This is a genomic window from Novosphingobium sp. KN65.2 (genome assembly GCF_001368935.1).
GTDB classification, from domain to species: Bacteria; Pseudomonadota; Alphaproteobacteria; order Sphingomonadales; family Sphingomonadaceae; genus Novosphingobium; species Novosphingobium mathurense.
Window position 1 is genome coordinate 1 of the sequence record NZ_CCBH010000068.1, and the last position, 25,143, is coordinate 25,143.

The 25,143-nt window shown below is 62.0% G+C and carries 22 protein-coding genes; 4 read left to right on the forward strand and 18 right to left on the reverse strand.

The window, feature by feature from the left end; translation table 11 throughout:
• Positions 1-17 precede the first annotated feature (17 nt).
• The 6 genes from SPHV1_RS02425 to SPHV1_RS02450 all read right to left on the reverse strand — a co-directional run bounded on the left by SPHV1_RS02425 (position 18) and on the right by SPHV1_RS02450 (position 7,757).
• On the reverse strand, positions 18-911 hold the full coding sequence (locus tag SPHV1_RS02425) for a ThuA domain-containing protein (RefSeq protein WP_197277618.1): 894 nt from the start codon (positions 909-911) through the stop codon (positions 18-20).
• A 100-nt stretch (positions 912-1,011) separates the two neighbouring features.
• Entirely contained in the window at positions 1,012-1,809 is a 798-nt protein-coding gene (locus tag SPHV1_RS02430; RefSeq protein ID WP_054944505.1) for an SDR family NAD(P)-dependent oxidoreductase, read from the reverse strand.
• 14 nt (positions 1,810-1,823) lie between these two features.
• Positions 1,824-3,041: an MFS transporter gene (locus SPHV1_RS02435; RefSeq protein ID WP_082430753.1), complete on the reverse strand. Its 1,218-nt coding sequence runs from the start codon at positions 3,039-3,041 to the stop codon at positions 1,824-1,826.
• Positions 3,042-3,152: 111 nt separating this feature from the next.
• Positions 3,153-5,543, reverse strand: a complete 2,391-nt coding sequence (locus SPHV1_RS02440) for a TonB-dependent receptor (RefSeq protein ID WP_231634420.1) — start codon at positions 5,541-5,543, stop codon at positions 3,153-3,155.
• A gap of 308 nt (positions 5,544-5,851) precedes the next feature.
• Positions 5,852-6,619, reverse strand: a complete 768-nt coding sequence (locus SPHV1_RS02445) for an SDR family NAD(P)-dependent oxidoreductase (protein ID WP_054944507.1) — start codon at positions 6,617-6,619, stop codon at positions 5,852-5,854.
• 58 nt (positions 6,620-6,677) lie between these two features.
• Entirely contained in the window at positions 6,678-7,757 is a 1,080-nt protein-coding gene (locus tag SPHV1_RS02450) for a Rieske 2Fe-2S domain-containing protein (protein ID WP_054944569.1), read from the reverse strand.
• Positions 7,758-7,880: 123 nt separating this feature from the next.
• On the opposite strand from SPHV1_RS02450, the gene SPHV1_RS02455 reads away from it, so the two are divergent.
• Positions 7,881-8,756 carry a LysR family transcriptional regulator gene (locus tag SPHV1_RS02455; RefSeq protein WP_082430757.1) on the forward strand — a complete coding sequence of 292 codons (876 nt, stop codon included), beginning with the start codon at positions 7,881-7,883 and terminating at the stop codon, positions 8,754-8,756.
• On the opposite strand, the gene SPHV1_RS02460 is transcribed toward SPHV1_RS02455, so the two are convergent.
• Entirely contained in the window at positions 8,726-9,244 is a 519-nt protein-coding gene (locus SPHV1_RS02460; RefSeq protein WP_054944509.1) for a nuclear transport factor 2 family protein, read from the reverse strand. The genes SPHV1_RS02455 and SPHV1_RS02460 overlap by 31 nt on opposite strands.
• Positions 9,245-9,557: 313 nt before the next feature.
• Here SPHV1_RS02460 and SPHV1_RS02465 point away from each other — a divergent pair, with 313 nt between their 5' ends.
• Complete coding sequence (locus SPHV1_RS02465) at positions 9,558-10,694, forward strand: sulfotransferase (protein WP_231634422.1); 1,137 nt, start codon at positions 9,558-9,560, stop codon at positions 10,692-10,694.
• Between the two features lie 21 nt (positions 10,695-10,715).
• On the opposite strand, the gene SPHV1_RS02470 is transcribed toward SPHV1_RS02465, so the two are convergent.
• The 11 genes from SPHV1_RS02470 to SPHV1_RS02520 all read right to left on the reverse strand — a co-directional run bounded on the left by SPHV1_RS02470 (position 10,716) and on the right by SPHV1_RS02520 (position 21,212).
• A complete protein-coding gene (locus tag SPHV1_RS02470) occupies positions 10,716-11,093 on the reverse strand; it encodes a PaaI family thioesterase (RefSeq protein WP_054944511.1) in 378 nt (125 codons plus the stop codon).
• Entirely contained in the window at positions 11,090-11,518 is a 429-nt protein-coding gene (locus SPHV1_RS02475) for a PaaI family thioesterase (RefSeq protein WP_054944512.1), read from the reverse strand. The genes SPHV1_RS02470 and SPHV1_RS02475 overlap by 4 nt, the downstream gene beginning before the upstream one ends.
• Before the next feature lie 6 nt (positions 11,519-11,524).
• The gene (locus tag SPHV1_RS02480) at positions 11,525-12,703 is read right to left on the reverse strand and encodes an acyl-CoA dehydrogenase family protein (protein ID WP_054944513.1); all 1,179 of its coding nucleotides are present in this window, start codon (positions 12,701-12,703) and stop codon (positions 11,525-11,527) included.
• Complete coding sequence (locus tag SPHV1_RS02485; protein ID WP_054944514.1) at positions 12,700-13,758, reverse strand: acyl-CoA dehydrogenase family protein; 1,059 nt, start codon at positions 13,756-13,758, stop codon at positions 12,700-12,702. The genes SPHV1_RS02480 and SPHV1_RS02485 overlap by 4 nt, the downstream gene beginning before the upstream one ends.
• 317 nt (positions 13,759-14,075) lie before the next feature.
• Positions 14,076-14,552 (reverse strand): Lrp/AsnC family transcriptional regulator, encoded by a 477-nt coding sequence (locus SPHV1_RS02490; RefSeq protein ID WP_079730602.1) that lies wholly within the window; start codon positions 14,550-14,552, stop codon positions 14,076-14,078.
• On the reverse strand, positions 14,549-15,016 hold the full coding sequence (locus tag SPHV1_RS02495) for an Lrp/AsnC family transcriptional regulator (protein WP_054944515.1): 468 nt from the start codon (positions 15,014-15,016) through the stop codon (positions 14,549-14,551). Before SPHV1_RS02495 ends, SPHV1_RS02490 begins: the two co-directional genes overlap by 4 nt.
• A gap of 122 nt (positions 15,017-15,138) precedes the next feature.
• Entirely contained in the window at positions 15,139-15,897 is a 759-nt protein-coding gene (locus tag SPHV1_RS02500; RefSeq protein WP_082430743.1) for an SDR family NAD(P)-dependent oxidoreductase, read from the reverse strand.
• A gap of 43 nt (positions 15,898-15,940) precedes the next feature.
• On the reverse strand, positions 15,941-17,467 hold the full coding sequence (locus tag SPHV1_RS02505; RefSeq protein ID WP_054944516.1) for an amidase: 1,527 nt from the start codon (positions 17,465-17,467) through the stop codon (positions 15,941-15,943).
• Between the two features lie 12 nt (positions 17,468-17,479).
• Positions 17,480-18,565 carry a Rieske 2Fe-2S domain-containing protein gene (locus tag SPHV1_RS02510; RefSeq protein WP_054944517.1) on the reverse strand — a complete coding sequence of 362 codons (1,086 nt, stop codon included), beginning with the start codon at positions 18,563-18,565 and terminating at the stop codon, positions 17,480-17,482.
• 115 nt (positions 18,566-18,680) lie between these two features.
• Positions 18,681-19,547 carry an amidohydrolase family protein gene (locus SPHV1_RS02515; protein WP_054944518.1) on the reverse strand — a complete coding sequence of 289 codons (867 nt, stop codon included), beginning with the start codon at positions 19,545-19,547 and terminating at the stop codon, positions 18,681-18,683.
• A 15-nt stretch (positions 19,548-19,562) separates the two neighbouring features.
• A complete protein-coding gene (locus SPHV1_RS02520) occupies positions 19,563-21,212 on the reverse strand; it encodes a class I adenylate-forming enzyme family protein (protein ID WP_054944519.1) in 1,650 nt (549 codons plus the stop codon).
• A gap of 490 nt (positions 21,213-21,702) precedes the next feature.
• On the opposite strand from SPHV1_RS02520, the gene SPHV1_RS02525 reads away from it, so the two are divergent.
• Together SPHV1_RS02525 and SPHV1_RS02530 are read left to right on the forward strand one after the other, a co-directional pair.
• Entirely contained in the window at positions 21,703-22,482 is a 780-nt protein-coding gene (locus tag SPHV1_RS02525; RefSeq protein ID WP_054944572.1) for an SDR family NAD(P)-dependent oxidoreductase, read from the forward strand.
• A gap of 80 nt (positions 22,483-22,562) precedes the next feature.
• Entirely contained in the window at positions 22,563-25,109 is a 2,547-nt protein-coding gene (locus tag SPHV1_RS02530; protein WP_054944520.1) for a TonB-dependent receptor, read from the forward strand.
• Positions 25,110-25,143 lie beyond the last annotated feature (34 nt).

Genomic DNA, 25,143 nt, shown 5'->3' on the forward strand with positions numbered 1-25,143 from the left:
CCCCCCCCCCCGCCGCATTACCGTGCGGCGGGGCAATCGGGCCGCTGTTTGCCCATCGTCCAGTCAAGCGCTCCTGCCAGCATCGCGGCCATCTCCGGTTCGCCGTAAGCCGAAGCCTGGTGCCCCATCGCCGTGTAGAAGACCCGGCCACTGCCGGTGCATCGCCACCAGGCGATCGGATGATCCGATCCCATCGCCAGATCCTTTCCGAAAGCCTTATGATTGGGGAAACTCGCCTCATCGAGTGCGAGCAGGATGTGCACTCCGGCTGCGCGCGGCGATGCCTCGAAGGAATACCACTCATCGGTCCGATTCCAAGCGGGTGGAAGGCCGCGCGTGGAAGGATGGTCAGCGCTTTCGACCTCGACCCGTGCCAGCTGGAACTGCGGATCCATGGGATGCCCTGTAAACTTGGCTCCGATCACCCGCTCACGATACCAGTCCCATGGGATCGAGCCGTCACCCGCTGCATGGATTCCGACAAAACCGCCGCCGCCCTCGATGAATGCGCGCAAGGCCGCCTCCTGCGCCTCGCTCAAACTGTCGCCGCTCACATTGTTGAAGACCACCGCATCGAAGCGCGACAGTATCTGCGGGGAGAAAACGGCGCTGTTCTCTGTCGCAAAGAAGCCCCAGCCACGCGCATTGGCAATATCCTTGAGGAGTTGGTTTGCCGCCGGAATGGCGTCCTCATGGCGAAAGGCATTGGTCTTGGAAAAGGCCAGCACTGCCGATCCCTGCAATCCGGCAGGCAGGTCAGGCGGCTCTACTTCATGCGTGTGATAGCCGCCCAGGACCGTGCGCCTTACCGTGTCCCAGTTCAGAGCAATCACGCCCGCGAGCAGAACGGCCAATGCCAGGACCAGCCATCCCGCAAACTTGATCACTCGCCTCACGATGGGTGCCGCCAAGATAACCTCCCCTGATCGCCAGTAGCATCGCGACTGCCTGGCCAACTTGAAGATGTTACATAGCGTCAATGGGGACGAGACGGAAAGCCGTTGTCCTTCTTCAGTTTTCAGGACCAAGGTCGGGCATCCAGGGGACACCGTTGATATGGCCGCCGCCATCGACGAAAAGGGTGTTCCCGGTCAGGTAGCGTGCGTCCTCGCTTGCCAGGAACAGCATGACTCCGCCGACGTCGGCTTCGGGATCGCCGATACGTCCCATGGGATTGGCTGCTTCCGTCGCCGCAGCTGCCTGCGGTTGCATCTGTTCGAAGTGGCGAAAGGAGGAAGAACGCGCTGCCGGGCAGACAAGGTTCACGCAAATACCGTGACGCGCCCACTCGCGGGCTGCAGTGCGCGAATAGGCGCGAAGAGCCTCCTTGCCCGCATTGTACTCCGCCGTACCCATGTGCGCGTTGACGCCGTTGAGCGATGCCACGTTGATGATCCTGCCCCAGCCCCTGGCGCGCATGTGCGCAAACGCCGCCTCCATAGACCACTTGGCAGCATAGAGGCACATGGACATCGCGTCAGCGAAGGCGGCGTCGTCCTTGCCTTCGATCCGCGAAGCGCCCCGTCCCCGATAGGCGTTGTTGACAAGGATATCGATGCCACCAAACTGATCGACGCATCGGGCGACGGCAGCCTTCACCTGATCCTTATCGGTGACGTCGCAGGGAAAGAACGCAGCCTGTGCACCCTGCGCACAAAGCTCGGCGGCCACCTGCGCGCCCTGCCGTTCGTCGAAATCCACGATGAGTACGCCGGCTCCTTCAGCCGCCATTCGGCGTGCCGCCCCCCTGCCGATGCCGTCTGCCGCGCCCGTGATCAGCGCTGCCTTTCCTTGCAGTCTACCCGTCATGCGCGCGCCTTCGCTCAGACCATTTCCGCGGCAGCGCCGCCGCGTCGGCGCATCCCCGACAGGCCGAGAAACAACAGGGCGACGACAACAGCGCTGGCGATCAGGCTCATGACGACCGGCCCATAGCCCCCTGCCCGGTCATGCAGGACACCCGCAAGCGGCGGCAGAAGAAAGGTGAAGGGCAGGTTCGCGAGCCCATAGAGCCCGATTACGCGATGCAGCGCGCCGACACCGAAGACCTGCCCGGCCAGCACATTCACAGCAGGGAATACCCCTGCTCCACCGGCACCGACCAGCAGCACCACGGTCAGCATCACCGGGATGTTCGTCGTTGCCAGCAGGAGACCCCAGCCAGCAGCCGTAACCAGCCCGATCAGCGCCAGGGCTCGCGCCGCTCCCAGGTATCCGCACATCATCCCGACCGCGAGCGACCCGACAACGCTGGCAGCCCCGGTCGCGGACAGGAGCATCGCTGCCTGCTCTTCGGCGATGCCCCGCTCCACGCCGAATGCGACGAGATGAGACACACCGACGATACCGATGGCGCTCAAGGTCCCTCCACCGGCTGCAATGAGCCAGAAGACCGGGCGCGACAGGATGCCGCGCATTGAGGTGGTTGCTCGCACACGACCATGACCGGACGAATGCTCAGCGGGATCCCTGACGCCCATGGCAATCGGCAGCAACAGCAGATGCAGTCCTGCCAGGAGAAGGTAGAACGTGCCCAATCCATAGGTGGCGATGATCGGTGCCCCGGCAACTGGAAGTATGGCAAACAGGAGCGGCATGTTGACGAAACCCAGCGCTGTCGCGGGGTTGGGCTGGAACCAGCCGCTCACCAGCATGCTTGCCGCAAACGGACCGAACATGACGAGGCCGATGCCGATGGGCAGGCAATAGGCAAACAAGACGAGATAGATCCCGTCCGGCCCGAGCGTTGGCGCAAGCGCCAGCAGCAGATACCCGATGCCCGAAAGCGCGATCCCCGACAGGATGGTGGTGCGATGACCGAAGCGGGCGATCAGGTTCGCGACGAGCGGCCCCGCTGCGCCCATCACCAGCACGGCCAGCGCAAGCCCAAGCGTTGCAAGGCCCCGACCCACATCGAAAAGTTCCTGCATCGGCAGTACCGCGATGCCGAACCCGCCGAAGGCTGCGCCGACTGCAAGATTCTGGCAAAGAAACGCACGCCAGGCGATGGCACCGCGCCCGCCGGTCAAAACACTGTCCATGACCTCTCCCGGGAGCCCTTCGCCCCCTGCTGTTTTCATTGCTTTCGCTCTCACGGGCATTCGCTGCGAGCGGGGCGAAGACCTCGATCCTTGCCTCGCCCTTGCGCCAAGTCAGAAAGTGATGCGCGCATCCACGCCATAGGAAATCGGCTTCTGGAACATGGCCCCGGCAAAGCCGAGCGCACCGAAATCGATCGCAGAGGCGAGGCGCTTCTGGTTCAGCAGGTTGTCTCCCCAGATGCCCAGATCCAGCTTGCCCGCACCCAGCTTGATGTCTTCGACCGACAGGCGTGCCTTCACCTTGTCGCTGGAAGGCGAGACGATCTGTTCATTGAACGGCGCGGTATTGTCGAGCGCGTTGAAGTAGAACTTGCCCCGGTAAGAATAGTCGCCCCGCAGCCGCACCAGCGCATCGCCCACCGGAACCGAGTACTCGGCACCGATATGCGTGCTCCACTTCGGCGTATAGAGCGGACGCGCCTGATCCGCGACGTCGATCACCGTGTTTGTGCCGGGGTCACGGAACAGGAAGGTCTTGTAGTTGGTATTGACGTAACCCACCGAGGCGTCGATCTGGAACCCGGTGAACGGCAGTGCCGTCAATTCCGCCTCGAAGCCGGACAGGCGCACCTTGCCCGCATTGACGATCAGCGAAGTGGCACCGCCCGTGCCCGCTGCAAACTGCTGCACCTGCAGATCGTTGTAGTCGGTTACATAGCCGGCAAGGTTGAGGCGAAGCCGGTGGTTGAGCATTTCCGACTTGAGGCCGACTTCATAGGCCGTGGCCTTCTCCGGCGCGAAAGTATTGATGATATTCGTGCGCGGATTGATGCCCCCCGACCGATAACCGGTCGATACGCGGCCGTAGACCATCACGTCATCGAACACTTCGTAGGACAGCGAGGCCAGCCACGAGACATTGTCGTAGCTCACGCGGCCGCGCTGAACCGGATTGACGTCGCCGGCAAGGTACACCTGCTTGTCGTCTGCCGTGTAGCGCAGGCCGCCTGTAACTTCGAGTCGATCGTTGAGCGCGGCCGGCTTCCAGGTCAGCTGCCCGAATACCGCGATGGAATCAGACTTGCCGCCGAATGCCTGAACCGGCGCGGCGTTGACGCCGACAGTCTCAAGCCCCGGATTGAGCGCCGCGATGCCGTCGGCAACGCTCTGCGGGAAACCCAGGAACGGCAGGCCAGCCACGGGCGTGACGATTGTGAGCGCCTGGCGATTGTACTCGGATGCCTTCTCATGAAAGATGTAGGTGCCGACCAGGTAGCTGAAATCGCCGGATTTCCCGAGGAACTGCAGTTCCTGGCTGATCTGCCACTGCTTTTGCGGCGCGTTGTTGCCGGTGTAGGGCGAGATCGGCTGGACCGAGACGAGCGTCGGCGAGCTGAAATCAACGACCTGTCCGAGCAGTTCGCCATTGCCCGACAGGTTGAGGATCGTGTCCTGGAAGAACTTGCGATAGCCGGTAATCGACTTGATCGTCAGCTCGGGCATCGGATCATAGGTGATCGTCAGCGCGTGCCCCTGTACCTTGGTCTTGCTGGTGTAGCGGTAGTCGCCGCTCCGGTCGATAAACCCCGCCTGCTGCACCGTGCCCTGCCGCACCGGACTGGAAAGGAATGGCGCACCTCCGTAGCTGGCCGACTGCGAGAAGTAGTCGGCAAAAAGCGGCGTGGTTGCAACGATCTGGAAGAAGCCGGGCGTACCGTCGCGCTTGTCCCAATCGAAATTGTAATTGATTGTCAGATCGCCGAAGTCGCCCTCGATCCCCACGGCCACCGAGTTCGCTTTCAGCGCACCGGGATCCTTCGCGCTGCTCACCAGGGTATTGTTGACGTAACCGTCGCCTTCGCGGTGCTGCGCCGAGATCGAAGCCTTGATCGAGTCGCCAACGATATAGCCGGTATCGAGGCGACCTTTCACGTACCATTCGTTGAACCGACCGTAGCCCGCCTTGGCTGTCACGCCCATGGAATCGGCCGGCTTCTTCGAAATGAACTGCAATGCACCGCCGATCGTATTGCGACCGAACAGGGTTCCCTGCGGTCCGCGCAGAACCTCGATACGTTCAAGATCGATCAGGTCGAACACCGCACCCGCGGAGCGCGCAAGATAGACGCCATCGAGATAGATACCCACGCCCTGTTCAGAGACCGCTGACGGCTCCTGATTACCGATCCCGCGGATATAGATCGTCGCAGCCGAAAGGCTTGAAGGCTGCTGCTCGACCGTCAGGTTCGGCGCGAATTGGGGGACGTCGGTGGGCTCCGAGATGTTCTGGCGATCGATGAAATCGCCGCTGAGTGCAGTCACGGCCACGGGCACGTCCTGCAAGGTCTCTGCCGAGCGGCGTGCGGTAACAACGATCGTGTTGAGCCCACCTGCAGGCTGGTTGGCGACGTCCTGTGCAGAATCATTTTCCTGCGCAACTGCGCTGCCCGAAAATGTCATCAAGACCAGGCCGGCGGTACCGGCGAGCATTGTGGATTTCATGGCGTAGAAGATCTCCCTTTTCATACCCTTGTTTCGGGGCGATATCGACGAATCCTTATCATAGTTCGTATAAATTGACTCTCTTTATAACGCATATGACGAATCAGGCGTCATTTCGCGTCCGATTGCGTTCATTCGGCCGATTGTGTTCCATGCCCTTCCGATGACGCTCATGCAGGCCGGAATTCCCATGCCGATCTCTCCGGACAGCAAGAAGGCCCGGCCCCGCCACCGGAACCGGGCCGCAACCCTGCCATCATTTCCGAGAATGAAAGATCCACCCGATCACCGGGTGGATCAGCCCGCGATCAAACGCCGAAACCGCCGGACACCGAGATCGATTGCCCGGTCGTGTACGCTCCTTCGTTCGAAGCGAAGTAAACACAGGCATGGCCGATCTCCTCGGCGGTCCCCCATCGCGCAAGGCACAACAGCTTGTGAGTCTCGGCAACCCAAGCCTCGTCGAACTGCCCCTGCCTCGTGAGTTCATGCAACTGGCCCGCATCGATGACACCGACCAGAACGGAATTGGCACGGATATTGTGCTTGCCTTCTTCCTTGGCGATGCCCTTGACCAGTTGCTCATTGGCCGCCTTGACCGCAACGGACATGCCATCGCGCGCAGGCCACCAGTCATGCCCCGCAGAGCCGAGTGTCACGAAACTGCCGCCCCCCTGCTCACGCATGTGCGGGATGATCGAACGTGCCGCCGCGAAGAAGCCATGCACCTCGACGTCGAAAGCGTGGCGCCATTCGGCCATGGGCGTCTCAGCCAGGTAACGCTGGTTTACCAGAGGTCCGGCGCCCCATACGACGGTGTGTATCCTGCCGTGTGCGGCAACTGCTCCCTCGACAGCGGCCGCCACCTGTTCGGGATCGGTCACGTCGGCAGCATGGACACTGGCGGCCACGCCCTTGCTCCTGGCGTAATGCGCTACTTCTTCGGCCACATCCGGCTTCGAACGATAGACCACCGCGATGTCGCTGCCGCTATCGGCAAATGTCCTGGCCACACCGCGGCCGATGCCGCCGCTGCCGCCGAACAACAGGGCGCAGCCGCTGGGAAATGTTGCCAAGTCTCTTCTCCCGAATGTCGCTAGTTGTCGTGACCGCCTGCCCGGTAAGGACCGGTCGTCAGGCCGCCTTGTTGCCGGGGCGCTTGTCGAGCGTAACGACCAGCCCGTTAACGCGCTTCTGGATCTCGGCTGCCTTGTCGCGCGAATTGTAGAACTGCTTGTACCAGCTGCGCACCTTGCCATAAGGCCCATCGTTGGGGATGGCGAGCGGATTGAGGCACGCGCGTTTGTTCGCCCAGATCTCGACATCCTGCGCAAAGGCAAGTCGGCTGCCTTCCTGGTATTCGAAGGCGATCGCGCGGTCCTCTTCGGTCGTCGCGCGCGAACCGTCATGCACCTTGACCATCAGGGCATGCCACGAGCGCGTCTTGCCATCCTCGATCGGCGTATTCGCGATCATGATGAAACTGTCATAGGCGCCCGCCATTTCAGATTGGAGGAAGCCCGGCCCTTCGTACCAAGTATCGAGCACGAGCTGGTCCTCGTCTGCAGCGGTCAGCGTGCGGTGTCCTGCACTGTAGTACTGGTGAACGACATGTCCCTTGAACTCGTTGGCAAAGTACTGCCAGTCCTTGGCGCCGTGGATCGGGATGAAATGTCCGAAATCGGCCATATTGTCGACGATCTCGATGCCGTGGACGTCAAGATCGCCCATGTAGTCGATCTTCCATTCGACCCAGCCCGATTCTCCGTAATGCCCCCCGAAGTCGGGAAGTTCGACGTCCGGCTCAAGTCCTTCGGGATCGTGCCACATCCACAGGATTCCGGCCTTCTCCACGACCGGATAGGTCCGCAGCTTGGCCGCCTTGGGGATGAAGTCGGAGTAGGGGATGTGCTTGCACTGGCCATCGGGACCGAAAGCCCAGCCATGGAACGGGCAGCGGATCGATTCGCCCTGAACATGTTCGCCATCGCGGACGATGTAGCTCGTCGTGTTCCTGGCCAGGTGTGCGCCCATGTGCGGACAATAGGCGTCCACCACGTAGGGCTGGCCGGACTCGCCGCGATAGAGGACCAGGTCCTTACCGAAATAGCGAATCGGGGCCGGGATCTTCGTCGCCTCCTGCGCCTCGCCGATCATGAACCAGCCCCGTGCAAAAGCGAACTCGCCGAGGCCGTACTCGCTGGTGGTAGCCATCTGCATCAACTCCTGTAGCAGCGCCGTGCTTGTGCGGCGCATTTGAGAACCGTTTACCGGAAACAGACCCCGAATGCGAAGTGTCTTTGCGATGCACACCTCTTGTGCAATTATGCACGGATCATGCATTGGGACGATCTACGCTATTATCTCGCGGCGGTACGGGCCGGTTCCTACACGGCAGCCGGACGGCGTTTGGGCGTCAATCGCACGACTGTCGGCAGGCGCATCGAGGCGCTTGAGGAAACGCTTGGCGTGCCTCTGTTTCGATACACTCCCACAGGCCCCGAACCCACGCCGCAAGGGGCATATCTGCTCGAAGCAGCGGGGCGGATCGAGGCCGAAGTCGATGCCATGCGAGAAAGGCTCTGCCCGGAAGCGCAGAACGGCGGATTGGTCCGCATCGCCGGAAGCGCGGGAATCGTCTCGGAATTCGTGCCCGACCTCCTCGCCTTCGGTGAGGAAATGCCCGGGATCGCGATCGAAGTGCTGGGAGAACTGGACCCGGTCGATGCGGTGACCCATCGCCGGGCGGACCTCGGCCTTGCAATCCTTCGCAAGCCTCCCCGCCGCGTTGCCGGCGTGGAAATCGCTACGCTCTCTCAGGCGCGCTATGCCCTGCGCGGCGGCAAGCGCCTGCAGGCGTTGGGCTGGGGTCATGAAGTCGATGCCCTGCTCCCGGGCCAATGGATCGCCGCGAACCCTTCGGGCGTCGAGGCAGAGGCCCGGGGCCTCATGACATTCAATTCCTGGCCGCAGATGAAACAAGCCGTCCTTTCCGGCTTCGGTTCCGCGAAGTTGTGGTGCTTTGCCGCCGACGCGGAACCGTCACTGGAACGTCTCGAAGAGCCCGATCCCAAGGACGATTATCCCCTCTGGTTGGTACACCGGGCCAAGGCCCCACCCAGTCCGGCCTTGCGGGGGCTCATCGCCTTCCTGCAGGAGAGGCTTGGCGCGCGATTGGCCGCTCAGTCACCGCAACGCGAGAGCAGTTCGTAACCCCACGAGGGATCGTCGCGACCGCAAGTGCCGTGTGCCGCTTCTGTGCCGAGCAGCGCCATGCCTTCTTCATCGACCGCACGCACTTCCCCGTGGTCGAATACGAGCGAGCGGTGCGCGAACTTCCAGATTCCGTCACGACGTTCGTAGCGGTCGAGATAGCGGCCATGAACGATCAGCTCACGGCGCTCGGGAGGAAACGTGCGATGGTACGCCCGAACATGATGCTCTCCCTCGGCGCGTTCGCCATCGATCGCGAAGAGGCTGTTGCCGATGGTATGGATCGTCAGTTCCCAAGGCGCCATGGCCTGCGGCAACCACGCAACGAAGGCATCGGGGGGGCCACGAAACATGGAACCATGATCGTCGGTTGCATCGTCATGGTACAGCGATCGAACTAGGGCGAAATCGCGCCTGTCACAACCGCGACAATAGCGCATGACGAGATCATGCAGCTCGATCCGTGCGAGCAGGTCTTGCGGGTTCATTGCCTGTTTCTCCTTGGCCGCAGCACCGAATTGACGAACACTTCCTTTCAGATAAACTCCCTGTAATCATTTCGCATATAATGCATATATCTTCTATTTGCACAAATAATGCGTATTTTATAAGCGCATTTCATGTTGACCTTCAATGCGGGCATCTGCCATCACGCTGCGTGAGAGCATGCCCTGCCACCACGATGGCAGAGCGTGATGCGCCAGCATTGCTGGCCTTACGGGAGAGTTCAGAACAATGACAAAGGCAATCGAACGGCTTGAGCAATCTCCCGCACAAACCCCCTGTTTGGAAAGGGACTCCTTGCTTGCCGCCGCCCGCGAACGGACCGGTCTGTCCGATTTCGGCGACACGTGGTTCATCGAACCCATGGACCGCTATATCGCGGCGGCCAATACCGAGGCACGTCTGACCGCCGCGGGGATTGCCGCGCAGACAGAAGTCATCGTCAAGGGCCTTGCCAGCCGCCTGCGCATGGTTGAGGACATCAAACGCCATCCGGAAATCCTCGGGGAGACGGTCGAAGTCGCGGCCATCATACTTGGGCTTCCGCGCACGGGCAGCACGATCTTCCAACGCCTGCTCGCCAGCGCGCCGGGCATGACGGCAATCCGCTGGTTCGAAGCGCAGAACTTCGCACCCTTCCCGGGCGAGAAACGCGGACAACCGCACGAGCGCCGTGCCTATGCCCAGGCGATGATCGATGGCTGGCTCGAGGCGGCACCCGAACTCGCCTCGATCCATCCACTGGAACCCGACGCACCGGACGAGGAGATCCTGATCCTCGGCCAGATGTTCGTCTCGACCATGATCGAGGGCATGAGCTTCGTACCCTCCTTCTCGAACTGGCTGGACAACTACGACCAGTCGCGCGGGCACGAGGACCTCAAGACGATCCTCAAGTACCTGCAATGGCAAGCACCCGAACGACGCGGCGCGAAGTGGATCCTCAAGAGTCCATCCAATCTGCCTTACGCCGAACTGGCCGCAAACGCCTTTCCCGATGCCTTGCTGGTCATGACCCATCGCGATCCCGTGGACATCGTACCCAGCTATGTCAGCATGGAGGCCGCGCTCTACAAGCTTTCCAGCACGCTCACCGATAAGGAAGTCGGCGCCTTCTGGTTTCCCCGGCTCGTCGAATGGATGCGGCGTTTCGAACAGGCGCGCGCGCGGATCGGCGAAGAGCGCTTCATCGACATCGACTATCGCCTGGTAGTGCGCCAGCCTCTCGAACAGGCACACCGCGTACTCGAGAGGATCGGCGTCCCGATCGACGCAACAATGGACGCAGCGCTCAGCGAATTCATGGCCGGCAACAAGCGCGAGCAACGCCCGATGCATGACTACTCTCTGGCCCGGTTCGGCCTCGACGAGGAAGACGTGCGGCGCGCTTTCGATGCCTACCGGAAACGCTTCGTTGAAACGGCCAAAGACTGACAGAATTTCAACGCGGACCGGTCAGGCGAGCAGCAGGTGCATCCGTCCCGTGGCGATTGGTACCTGCGCATCGGATTGCCAGCAGGTGGCATCGGCATTCACGACGCGTTTGCCGATGCGCACGACGCGCGCCTTGGCATAGCAGTCTACCATCCGCCCGCCGCGCAGAAAGTCATAGGTCATGTTGATCGGCTTGGGTCGCCGCCCCGGATCGTCGAGTTCGCGCGACACGGCCTCGAGACAGGCCAGTTCAAGCAGACTGGCGATGACCCCGCCATAAAGGAATCCCTCACGACCTTCTAGCTGGGAAGATGCCCTCAGGACCAACCCCGTGCTTCCGTCGCTGTCCATCCAGTCGCCAATGCCAAGCAACTGCGCATAAGGCGTGGCGGAGATCATGAGGCACCCGTGAAGAAAAAGCTGGCAGTCGCAAAGGCAAGCGGATCGGCGCCTTCGCCCTCGTGGACATTGCAACGGGTGAAAGCGACCTTGCGCGTCACGTGGTAGCAGGTCGCACGCGCATAAAGCGTGCGCCCCGCGCTGGCCGAACGCAGGTAATCCACGCGCAGGTCGAGCGTTGCCATTGCCCGCCATTGCCGTGTCCGAGCAATGATGGCGGCTCCAGCGGCAGCATCGATCAGCGAAACGACCGGCCCGGACGAGACGAGCCCTGCCCCTGCGTCCATCAGGAAGTCCGGCGAGAAGGGGCAGGCGAGCTCGGCCCAGTCCGGCCCGTCATCGACATTGAAGATGCCAAGCAAGGCATGGTGCCCCCGCGGAGCGATGCCCTTGAGCCGTTCGAAGGCGTCTTCTTCCTGGTCCATCTGCCGTTACGACGTCCAGCGCGGCTCGCGCGGCAGGCCAAGGCCCCGCTCCGCGATGAGATTGCGCTGGATCTGGTTGGTGCCGCCGTAAATCGTATCCGCGCGGGAGAACAGGAAGAGATTGGGCAGTGTATCCCATTCGTATTCCGAATAGGGGCTGATCTCGCCCTCCTGGCCCAGCACGTCCATGGCCAGTTCCCCCAGACTGCGTCGCCAGGTCGCCCACTGGATCTTGTAGGTCAGCGCCGCGCCGTCCATGCGTGAATTGTCTGTCTGCGATAGCATGCGCAAAGCCCCGTAGCGCATCAGGCGTAGCCCGATTTCCGCCCGGGCAATGCGCTGGCGGATCAACGGGTCCTGCGCCGCGCCGTTGGCCTTGGCCGCGGCAATGATCTCGTCCAGTTCATTGCGAAAGCCCATCTGCTGCCCGAGGGTGGAGACGCCGCGCTCGAAGGCGAGCAGGCCCATCGCGATCTTCCAGCCATCGCCAACGGCGCCGATCAGGCTATCGGCCGGGCAGCGCGCATCGGTGAAGAAGGTCTCGTTGAATTCGGCATCGCCATTGATCTGGCGGATACCCCGGATCTCGATGCCCGGCTGATCGATCGGCATCATCAGGAAGCTGAGGCCCTTGGGTCCTTGCGACCCTTCCTCGGTCCGCGTGACGACGAAGATCCAGTCGGAAATGTGGGCTAGGCTGGTCCAGATCTTCTGGCCGTTGACGACCCATTCGCCGTCCTCGAGCCGCGCCTTTGTGCGCACTCCGGCGAGATCGGAGCCGGCATTGGGCTCCGAGAACCCCTGACAGAAGATCGTCTTGCCCGCGGCGATGTCCGGAAGGAAGCGTTGCTTCTGTTCCTCGGTGCCGAAGGTCAGGATCGTCGGCCCGGCAAGTTCGATGCCGATGTGATTGACCCGGCCGGGTACGCCCGCACGCGCATATTCCTCGGCAAAGATCACCTGCTGCGACAAGGTGGCGTTGCGACCACCCCATTGCTCCGGCCAGCCGATGCACGACCAGCGGTGGGCGGCAAGCTGCTGCTCCCAATCCTTGCGCCGCTGCGGACTGCCGGTCAGCTTGGTGACGCCCTTGATGTCGCGAAACTCACCGGCCATCTGGCCATTGAGCCAGTCAGCGCATTCCTGGCGGAAAAGCTCGTCTTCGCGCGAAAATCCCAGCTTCATGCCGCTTCTCCCAAGATCATCGAGGCAATTCTTTCGCGGTGCCAATCGCCGTTTCCGAGCATGGTCTGAAGCGAGCGGGCGCGCTTGAAGAACAGGTGCGCATCATGCTCCCAGGTAAAACCGATACCGCCGTGAAGCTGGATCATGTCCCCGGCGCAGCGGAAATAGGTATCGGTCGCAAAGGACTTGGCCGCGTGCAGTGCGAGCGGTGCATCCGGGGCCTCCTCGTCCAGCGCGCAGGCCGCCCAATATACTGCCGACCGGGCCTGCTCGATCTCGATCATCATGTCCGCAAGGCGATGCTTGTAGGCTTGAAACGAACCGATAGGGCGGCCGAACTGGATACGCTCCTTCGAATAGTCGACTGTTCTGTCGAGGCATGACTGCGCCCCGCCCAGGGCCTCGGCGGCAATACCGACGAGCGCAGTGCGATAAGCGCAGGCGAGCCCCCCAGCAGGATCGGCGAGCGCTTCCGCCGCGACCTGATCCAGTTCGACGCGGGCGAAAGGACGGGTCTGGTCGAGACTGGTCTGGGCGGTCACCGTGACGCCGGGTGTATCTGCGCGAACCAGCCAGGCGCCTTCGCCATTCGTCACCAAAAGCAAGCCTGCCGCCGTGCCGTGCGTGACGAAACGCGAGGTCCCGGTCAGCAACTGCCCTTCTACGCGAAGGTTCGAGACCTCGACATAGGCGGCGATGTTCTCTCCAGAAAGAAGCGCAGGAAGCCACTCAGCCTGCTGCGCATCGCTACCGCCAGCGGCAATTGCCGGAGCTACCTGCAGCAGGCTCCCCAGCATCGGCAAGGCCGCCACTTGCGCTCCGGCTGCTTCGGCGATGATGGCAAGCTCAACAAGCCCGAGCCCCGCCCCGCCAAGGTCTTCGCCAATGGCGATCCCGGCGAAGCCCAGATCCTGACAGAAGTAGCGCCATAGATCGCGGTCGATGCCGTCCCCCGCCATCGCCGCGCGGGTCCGTGTGCTGGTGGCGTTTTGCGTGAAGAAAGCCCTCGCCGTCTCCGCGATCATCTGCTGTTCGTCTGAAAATGCAAATTCCATTGCTGAATGCCTTCACGATCCTCTCGGCGATCTTGCCCCCGGCTTTCTCGGGCCATGCGGCCCCACCACCCAACGCCTGTAGTAGGTCTTGAGACCCGATAGTGCGTCGCAGGAGACTCTCGCCATAATGCGGCATAATGCCTTAATCATTTTCACGCTATATCGATATTAGTTGCGTATCAAGCTTCAATTTGCGTATTTTTATATGTCATAATATCCGCATTAATGATTGCAGGAATTGCGCAAGGGGCTTTGGCCCCGCGATCCCGATCGATCGCGAGGCGAGCCTGAGTCCCGAATTATCCCTGGATTACGCCTCAGCCGCTGTTCGCGGCGCTCACGCTGACAACACCGTTTGTGAACTTGACCGTCTTCACCGCGATGGAGGTCTCCACGTGATAGACGCCCTTCACGGCAAGAATTTGCGCAACCGTGACGGCATGCAGGTCCTCGATCTCGCGGTACACGCAGGTCGTCATGATGTTGAAGGGACCCAACATCGTCATGATCGAGTGGATCGTCGGAATACGCTTCAGTTCGCGCGCGATCTGGCGGAAGTGCTGCATGTCGGCCTGAACGGCGACGAAAGCCATGTTGCTGCCGCGATCGAGGCGGCGGCTGGTCAGTGCGGTGAAGGCAATCAGGCCGTCCTGCTGCAATCGCTTGAGGCGCCCGCGTATCGTTCCCTCGTTAACACCCAGATCCGTCGCGATCTTGCGATTGGAAACGCGTGCGTCCTGCGAAAGGATGGCGATGATCTGGTGATCCAGATCGTCCAGGTCCGGCCAGCTCACTGCGCGCCCTCCCTGCCGTCGAGCCCGTACTTGATGATATCCAGGCCAATCGACTGGGTGATCGAACGGATGCCCTCCACCTTGGAGAACTTCTTCGCAATGAACTGCGACAGATCTTCGATGTTCGGCAATGCGAGGAGAATGCTCACTTCATATCGGCCGGTGACGAGGTAGGCAGCGAAGACTTCCTGGAATTGCGCCAGGTCTTCGGCCACATCGGCCGGAGACCTGCCGCTCACCTCAACGCCGATATGGATGAGGACATGATAGCCGTGGACCGCGAAATCGGAGACGGCCACGACCCGCAGGGTGCCCGATTCCTCCATGCGGCGGATGCGCGCTGAAACCGTCGTAGGCACAAGATTGAGCGCCTTCGCGATTTGCTGGTGGGTAGCGCGCCCATTGCGCCGCAACTGCTCGACAATCTTCAGGTCCGTCTCGTCGAAATCCGACAGATCGTCCATGCCCTTGCTCTGATCCCTTCCAGCTGCTGCCTGTTGCGCGCCTTCTATTGCCAGCAATGGTCGGGCTCGTCGAATCCTAAGCAACTCCGCTGCCATGCAAATCCCCAAACCACCGGACGACATCAGTCGCGCAGCAGCGACCCTCCATTCACATGCCAAAGCTGGCCGTTGACCCACTCGCCGTCGTCAGACGCCAGGAATGCTACCGCCCCGGCTATGTCGCCCGGCTGGCCGAGCCGGCGATGCGGGATCGCCTCCAGCATCGAGGACACGTATTCGTCGGTGAGATGCTGCGCCACGGCTTCCGTCATCACGACGCCCGGGCAGATCCCGTTGGCGCGAATGCCCTGTTTGCCGAACTTTCGCGCAACGTGCCGGACCAGTGCATGAAGCGCGTTCTTCGTCATCGGATAGGCGACCTGCAGCGGATTGCCCGAGATCGCGGCGCCCGACGAGGTATAGATCATCGTCCCGCCGCCGCGCTCCAGCAGTACCGGCAAGGCGGCCTGCGTCGCCAGGAAATGGCTCTTGGCGTTGATCGCGAAGGAGCGGTCGAGCACTTCCTCACTGCAGTTGAGGATGTCGATGTCACCCTCGGTCCCGCCCGCAAGATTGGAATGGTAGAAATCGAGCCCACCGAACTCGGACAGCGCCGCGCCGACGATATCAGCCTGCGACACAGCACTGGTCCCGTCCAGACGCACGCCGATTGTCTTGCCTCCCTCCTCGCGAATGGCGCGCGCGGTTTCGATGGCCCATTCCTCGACGATATCGCCGATCACGACGGCAGCGCCCTCGGCGGCGAGACGCCGCGCGGTCGCAGCGCCGATACCGCGCCCGCCTCCAGCGACGATCCCCGTCTTGCCAGCCAGTCCCCGCATCACATTCTCTCCTGATTTCGCTTCATCTTTACAGGCCACCGCATCAGATGGGCGGACGTCTGTCCTTCCAGGGGGCTGCGGCTTCGAGCTGCCCGCCAAGCCGGAACAGGGTTGCCTCGTCGCCATAGCGACCCACGAACATGACGCCGATCGGCAGCCCCGTTGCGGACATGGCCAGCGGCACCGACATCGCCGGCTGCCCGGTCAGGTTCTCGATCTGCGTGAAGGGCGAAAAGCCGCCCGTCCGCGCGCCCCACTGCTCGAAGCCGACATCGGGCGACAGGTTGATCCGGCCCAGGAGCAATGGCGGCGCAGCCACAGTCGGGGACAGGATGACATCGTAATCGGCCATGAACCGGGCCATCGTCAGCGCCGCGGCCTGAAGCGTATTGTTGGCACGCGCGAAGTCCATCCCCGTGGTCTTCTGTCCATAGGCGACGAAACCCAGCGTGATCGGCTCGAGTACGTCCGGGCCAATCGCGATCCCTGTCACCTTCGAACGATCGAGCATGTCGGCTGCCACGTTGGAAGCGATCAGGACGAAGGTCGCTGCACCGATCGCGGCCATGTCCAGCTTGGGCGCGGCTTCCTCGACGCGATGGCCAAGGCTTTCGCACAAGTGCGCTGCCTTGCGCGCCGCCTCGACGCATTCGGGATCGACCGGCGAGCCCGCAGGCGCATCGAGCATGAGGGCGATGCGCAGCTTGCCCGGTGCCTTGCCGACTTGCGACAGGAAACTTTCACAAGGGGTCGGCGCGGCATAGCGGCTGCCCGGCTCCGGCCCCTGCGTCGCATCGAGGATGGCCGCGGAATCGCGCACGCTGCGCGTCACGGCATGATGAACAGAGAGCCCGCCCCATCCTTCCGTACGCGGCGGGCCCATCGGCACACGGCCGCGACTGGGCTTGAGCCCGAAGAGGCCGCAACACGATGCCGGAATGCGGATCGAGCCGCCGCCGTCGGTTGCATGCGCGGCAGGCAGTACCCCCGCCGCCACTGCCGCCGCCGCGCCGCCCGAGGAACCTCCAGCAATATGCGCCGGGTTCCAGGGATTACGCGTATCGCCGGTGATCTTGTTTTCGGTCGTGCCGGTCAGGCCCAGTTCCGGCACGCAGGTCTTGCCGAATATGACGAAGCCTGACTTCTCGATGCGCCGCACCAGTTCGGAGGTTACTTCGGGCCGATAGCCGCGAAAGAAGCGGCTGCCGTTTTCGGTCTTGAGGCCGGCGATGTAGGTGTTGAGGTCCTTGAGCAACCACGGGACACCGCGAAACGGACCTTCGGGAAGGCCGTTCGCGATGGCCGCACGGCCATAGTCGTAATGCTTCTGCGCCATGAAGTTGAAGCGCGGGTTGAGCGCTTCAGCCTTCCCGATCGCCGCATCGAGCAATTCGGCAGGCGAAACCTGACGATCGCGCACCAGTTGCGCCAGTCCCATCGCATCATGCGTATCGAGCGGGCTGCTCGCCTGCTTCGCCGCGGCAAGGCCGGGTGCGGCGGCCATCCCCGCGAAAGCCACCGCACCCGAAACCATCTCACGGCGCGTCACGCCTGACCTCTTTCCTGACATGACCTGCCTTCCTCAATCCTGCGCGTAGAAGCGCGAATAGAACTTGCGGAACTGGGGGATCGGACCATCCCCATCGCAGATGATCGGGTTCGGTTCGAATTTCTGGCGGTCCCAGACTACCTTGTCCTGATCGAACTGCTTGCAGATGTCACGGATCAGCCCCTTGGCAAGCCGTCCCATCGGGCCTTCCGCCTGCGCCTTGGGCTGGGTGAAGCAGAACCGCGCATGGACATGGTCCTGATCGACGGGGGTAAGGCAAGCCACCAGCAGTGTCTCGGAGATCCCGGTAAAGCGCGTCCAGCTCTGCCCCGGGCCCATGGTGTCATAGCTGATCAGTCCGTCGACCTCGCCCATCGGCGTGCCCATCTTGGCCTTCACATCCGCTCCGCGGCCCCATTCGCCCCAGCGCAACTCACCTTCCGGAACGTTGGCGGTGCCATGAATGTACTTGAAGTGGGCGAAATCGACGCCGTTTTCGGCCATGTTCTGGATCGAGCCCCAGACGTTCCATTCATGGATCTCGTATTCGGTCCAGTCCGGATCTGTAGCCTCCGGCAGCACCGCTACTTCCCACAAGGGATCGATGTCCTGCGGGTGGTACCAGGCCCAGATCCAGCGGTTCACCTCCACCACGTGCCAGGTGCGGATGCACTTGCGCTTCACTTGCGGGGGAATCGCGCGGGCATAGGGAATGTCTTTCACCACGCCTTCGCTGCCGTCGTAGCGCCAGGCATGGAACGGACATTCAAGCAGGTTGCCGTTGACCTTGCCGCCATGGCCCATGTGCGCACCAAGGTGCTTGCAATAGGCATCGACGATGCGGACCTCACCGTCCTCGCCGCGCCACATTGCGAGATCCTTTGCGAAATAGCGCAGCGGCTTCACTTCGCCGACCGCCAGATTTGCCGACAGGTCGATCGGATACCAGCCGAAGGGAATACCGGTGTCGAGATTGCGCTCCTCCACCGAGGCGCGACCGGTCACTTCGGCCAGCCGCCAGTCGACCAGGTCCTGCCCGCGCAGTTTTTCAAGAATTTGCCACACGGCGACGGGCGGGGTGCGCGCGTCGGTGGTAAGGGTATCGTCAGTCGCAGTCATGACCGCTCTCCTGGTAATTGCATTCCCCCAACTTGGGGGGCAGCCGGTGGCGGGGGTTGTCTCCGCCTCCGGACGGGGTTCTCGAATGGAGCAGACTTCCCGGCTCCTTTCTGACCTAGAGCCCGAAGACCTTCATGGCGTTCTCGCGCAGGAACTTGGGCCATACCTCGTCCTTGAAGGGGACGCTTTGCATGTCCGAGAAGATCCGCTCGAGGCTGAGCCCCATCGGAAAATATCCGGCGTAGATGATCTTGTCGGCCCCGCGCGTATTTGCGTAATCGATGATCGCCTTCGGGTAATGCTTGGGCGCGAACGCGCTGGTCGAATAATAGAGGTTGGGCCACTTCAGCATCAGCTTGACGGCCAGTGCCTCCCAGGGTTCCGCGCCGTGGCGCATCACAACCTTCAGGTCCGGGAAGAACCAGCACACTTCGTCGAGATGTTCGACTTTCTGCGTTTCCATCGGAATGCGCGGACCGGGAATCCCGGCATTGAGCAGGATCGGCAGGCCCAGCTCCTCGGCGCAGGCGTAGATCGGGAACATGTACTTGTGGTTGATCGCCACCTGCGGCAGCGTGCCCGCCGGGAAACAGCTGATTGCGGAAAGGCCGACTTCGGCGTGGATCCGCTTGATCCGACGCACTTCCTCCATCCCGCGATTGGGATCGATCGGCAGATCGAAGAAGAACCGGTCGCCGAACATTTCCTTCGCGCGGTAGGACGTTGCATTGTCGTTCCAACCGACCAGCGCCTTGTCGATGTTGTACATGTCCATCTGGTCGACGGTCCAGGAGACGAAATCGTCGACATTGCCGGTCTGCGGAATGTCCTTGAACATGTACTGCGCAGGCATGGCGAATTGCGAAAGGGTCTGCTGATCCTTGATCAGCGGGCGAAACGGCGCAAACCATTCGGAACGGTCCTCCGCCTCCGGAATGCCCAGCATGCAGTCGATGATCTTGATGTCGCGGGGCATGCCCATGCGATATGTCTCCTCTCAGTTCGCCGCAGCGAGTTGCGGCCAAGCCGCGCGCAGCGCGATCTTGTCGATTTTGTGAACATGGTTGCGGGGTAGCGGTCCACCCGAGAACGCGACCCGGGTCGGAGCCTTGTATCGCGCCAGACGTTCGCCCACCCAGTCGATGACGGCCCTTTCATCGATCCCATCGGCATCGAGGACGGCCACCAGAAGTTCGCCGAGCCGATCATCGGGAATCCCGAAAGTCGCGCATTCCCTGACCTGCGGCAGTTCGCTCAGAACGCGTTCCACTTCGGCGCAGTAGATGTTTTCACCACCGGAAATGACCATGTCCTTCGACCGGTCGACGATGAAGATGAAACCGTCCTCGTCCTGGTAGCCGATATCGCCGGTGTGCAGCCAACCTTCGTCGGTTATGGCCTTCGCGGTTTCTTCCGGCCGGTTCCAGTAGCCATTCATCACCATGGCGCTGCGCACCATGATTTCCCCGCTTTCGTTATTGCCGCACAAGCTGCCGTCAGGCCGCACGATCTGCAGGTCGACCAGCGGCAGGACCCGGCCGGCGGACGCCCGGGCGCGCAGAAAGTCTTCCCCTACCGCCTGAGCGATCGCACCGGAAGTTTCCGTCATCCCATAGCCGACGCCGAGCATGGCCTTGGGGCAGAGGCGGTGCACCTCTTCGAGCAGGTTGAGCGGCAGTGCTTGCCCGCCCGAACCGATGTTGCGCAGCGAGCCGAGATCGGCATTGGCCAGCTGCGCCCGGTTTACGAGGTCCCAGAGCATCGTGGGTACGGTAGAAAGCTGGGTCACCTGCTCCTTCTCGATCAGGTGAACAGCCTCTTCCGCATCCCAGCGGCGCATGATCGCGATCTTGCCGCCCGACAGCATCGGCGCGAGAAACCCCGAGCCAAGGCCCGAGATGTGGAACAGCGGAGAGACGAGCAGGATCGCCTGGTTCGGCACCTGCTGCATGATCGTCTCAACCGGCACGCCGTACTGCTTCGCAAGGTTGTGGAGAACCATCGAGCCGGTCAGTTGCGTTCCGAGAAGTCCGGTGATGAGACTGCGGTGCGAAAGGACGGCACCCTTAACGCGCCCGGTCGTGCCTGAGGTGAAAAGGATTGCGCAGGGATCGCGAGGAGCGGCCACACCCGTTTCGACAGGGCGATTGTTTCCCGCTTCCAGCGGCTGCGTCAGGTCCAGCATGGGGCCCTGGTATCCGCCTTCCCGGATTGCGGCCGCACGTTCTGCATCGGCAAGGACAAGCGCCGGCGTGACGTCCTCGATCATCGCAACCAGCTCAGGAGGCGAACCGCGGCTGTTGAGGACCGCGGCGACGCCCCCGGCCTGGATGACCGCCAGAAAGGCAACGATCCATTCGGCCCGGTTGCGCATGCAGATCGCGACCCGATCGCCCCTGGAGATACCAAGCTGCCCGGCGACCCGGTCGCGCCATGCGAAAACGTCGTCATAGCTCAGGCGCCGTTCACCGGCCGGTGCGTCGAAATCGACCACGAGCGTGCGGTCACCGAAACGACGCGCACTTTCGATAAGCTGGGCAAGATCGGTCGGCGCATTCACGAAAGTGCGCACGCCGTCCGTCTCGCCGATCTCGAACGGCGTTCCCGGCGCAGTGACTGCCGCAAATACCGGATCGCCCCGGGTCATGCCGCTATCGCCGCCTAGATTTTGCAAAGGCACTCTCCCGCCGGATACCATTTTTGCCGACGCACCCCGGAGATCGTCCGCCCGGCTAGCCAGTCATGCCGACCGCTTCGGACAATGTGATCCCACGACTCGCGACGATCCTGTTTCTGGTGCCGAGGATATTTCCACCATCGCGTATTTCAAGATAATTATTTTTACGCGAATTGCGATAGCCGTTCAGCGCGGCAAGCAGCAGGCATCATCTCCGCCAGTGCCGAGAATTTTTACTATATAAATCAGTTATATCGGGATTTATGAACTAAACCAGAAACTTCCTCCCGACAGGATGACAGGGCCTCACCGCGCATACGAAGACCGAACAATTCGTATTTTTGGGATTTACATTTTCCGCATTTTGCAGAATTCATGAGGCAAGGCACGGCAAGCAGAAGCGCATGACCACCGCGCAATGCGGAAGAAAGCCTTCAAAAAATGGGAAGATGCGAAACCGATGGAACGGGATCTTGAAGGGCGAGTCGCCATCGTCACCGGTGGCAGCGACGGCATCGGACTGGCAACCGCCACGCTGCTTGCGCGGCGCGGCGCGCACGTAGTGATCTGCGGACGCCGCCCGGAAATGCTCGACAAGGCCTGCACGGCGATTGCAGCGGAAAATGGCGCAGGTCAGGTCGAAGCGATCATCCTCGACGTGTCCGACGATGTGGCCCTAACCGCCATGATCGAAGACACTGCCCGCAAGTATGGCAGGCTCGACATGCTCGTAAACAATGCCATGTCCACGCACTATGCGCCAATCGGCAAGCTTACGCTCGAACAATGGCGCAAGGACTTCGCCGTCAATGCCGATGCAGTATTCGTGAGCACCAAGGCGGCGATGAAGGTCATGAGCGCGGCCGGTCACGGCTCGATCGTCAATATTTCATCGACCTGCGGAATTCGGGCCACGGCCAATATGTCGAGCTATTCGGCATCCAAGGCAGCGCTCATCCAGTTTACCGCCGTTGCCGCCATGGAAGGCGCCCGGCAAGGCGTCCGCGTCAATGCGGTCGTTCCGGGTCAGGTCCAGACCGCCAGCACCCAGGACTTTGCGGATCGCGCGCCCGAACTGGCCGCGAAAACTGCCGAAGCCATTCCGATGGGGCGCGGCGGAAAGCCCGAAGAACTCGCGCAGGCCATCGTCTTCATGCTTTCGGATGCGGCCAGCTACATCACCGGCGTGGCCCTGCCCGTGGACGGCGGCAAGGCCGCCCAGCTCTACATGCCTTCCTGACCGAACGAAAACCAACCTCGCGAAAAGGCCTGGCGCCGACCTCGCGAACGAGAAAAAGCTATCTAGGGAGATCCAATTCGATGCCGACACGTTATGCATATGCCGCCATGCGGCTGCTCGCCGGGGCCAGCACGCTCGCCTTCGCCGGACAGGCCCTCGCCCAGGACGGCGCGGCCCCCAACAAGGAGACTGGCCTCAGCGAAATCGTCGTGACCGCGCAGAAGCGCACCGAGAACCTGCAGGACGTGCCGATCGCGATCAGCGCGATCAGCTCTGAAAAGGTCGAGCAGCTCGGCATCAAGGATTCCCGCGACCTCAGCGGTCTTGCACCCAACGTCACCATCGTTTCCGGCACGACGAGCAACACCGCCGCGGTCTTCTCGATGCGCGGCATTTCGAACGGCGGCAGCGAAAGCTTCGGCATCGACGCAGCCAATGGCCTCTACGTTGACGGCGTCTATATCGCTCGCTCCGGCGCGATGGGTCTCGACGTCATGGACATCGAACGCGTCGAAGTCCTGCGCGGCCCGCAGGGAACGCTGTTCGGACGCAATACCACGGGTGGCGCAGTCCATTTCATCTCGCGCTCACCGTCTTCCACATTCCGCCTCAAGGCCGAGGCCGGTTACGGCAATTTCAATGCCTGGAACGGCAAGATCCTGGTCGATCCCGGTGAGATCGGCGGGATCGCCACGAGCTTTTCGTACAGCCACAGCCAGCGTGACGGCATGGTCGACAATATTCTCCAACCCAACGATTCGAAGGATCCGGGCGGCCGCAAGAGCGACGCTTTCCGGGGTTCGGCGCGGATCGAACTGGGCGGGACCGGCAGCTTCCAGTACATTTTCGACTGGAGCCGCGTCAAAGGCACGCCGCTTCCCTTCCAGCTCACCAACGTGGCTGACGGAACCTATCGCGATCCAATTGTGGTCGATGGCCAGCCGGTCGTCGTGACCCAGCAGGCTCCCGTGGAGCAATACCTTGCCGGCGTAACCTTCACCAATCCCGAATGTGCAGATCTGGCCGTGCCGACCCGCGCCTATCGCAAGACGCTGTGCAACAATATCCTTGCCACCGCCCGCGACAAGAGCTGGGGCCACAACATCCAGGTGCAGAACGACTTCGGCGGCTTCAAGGTCAAGTCGACAACGGGATATCGCTTCTGGCGCAGCTACGCCGTGGCCGACATCGACGGCATGGGCGAGATTACCGGCCCGGCGTTCTCCAATGCTACGTTATTCAACGGCATGCCCGAAAGCCTGCTGCAGTACATTCCCTCAATCCCGGCTGCGGCCCGGCCCTTCATCGCCTCTGCGGCCGTACCCACCACGACACAGGGGCTGTTCGATACGAGCAATAGCCGCCGTCACAAGCAGTTTAGCCAGGAAATCGAGGTTTCGGGCGACACTGACAATCTCGACTGGGTCGTGGGCGGCTTTTACTTCTGGGAGAAGGGCTCGGAAGACGGCTACCAGAACAGCGGCTACGTACTCGACACCAGTTCGGTCTTCCTGGGCAACTTCGGTGCGCTTGGCCCGGCTTTCGTCGCGGCCAATCCCGAACAGTACCGGCTCGTCCAGACGCTTGCCCGCCTCGCCTACACTGCACAGAGCGAGAGCAAGGCACTTTACGGTCAATTCACGTTCTTCCCCGGCGGTCGCGGCAGCGGCATTCGGCTGACCGCAGGCGGCCGCTACACCTGGGACCAGAAGAAGATGCTGCGCCTGCAGAACGGCGCAACTCCTCTGACCGTACCTGAATCCGGCGAGGCCAAGTTCAGCAAGTTCACCTGGAACCTGATGGCGGGCTACGACGTCGCAGAGGGCATCAACCTCTATGCCCGCGCGGCCACCGGCTATCGTTCGGGCGGCTTCAATTCGCAGGACCCGGTCATCACCGGCACGACCGAACTTCCGCACTTCGAGCCGGAGAACGTGACGTCCTACGAAATCGGCGTGAAGAGCGAACTGTTCGGCCGCCGCCTGCGCCTCAACGTCGCTGCATACCACAATATCTACAAGGACCTGGCGGTCAACGTTCCGCGCACCGACGCCCCGATCGGCACGTTCGCGACGCGGATCGGCAACGCGGGCAAGGTCATCTACAACGGCTTCGAAGTCGAGACGCAGGCAATCCTGACCGACAACTTCTCGCTCGAAGGAAGCCTCGGCTACGTCGACATCAAGTACAAGGAATTCCTTGCCGGCCAGTCGACCACGCCGGGCGCTCCGCCGGTGAACATCGCCTCGATCGTCACGCCGGGCTATACCTCACCGCTGACAGCCAACCTCGCCCTCAACGCCCAGTTCCCGCTTAACTGGGGCAATTCGGTCCTGCGCGGGCGCATCGGCTATACGCACGAAGACGGCAAGTACAGCTTCACCAGCGCCACCTCTTCCCCGTTCAACGAGCAGATCAAGGGCGACAACCGCGATCTGATCGATGCACAGATCGGCATCGACAAGATGCCGCTGGGCGGCATGGAGGGAAGCCTCAAGATCTGGGCGAAGAACCTCACCAACGCGAAGGACTTCGTGCGCGGCGTGGACTTCGGCCAACTCGGTTATGCAGGCGGCTTCTACGCCGAACCGCGCACCTACGGCATCACGCTGGGCATTTCCTACTGAACCTGATCGGGGGCCTGTCTCGGGCCATCGAAAG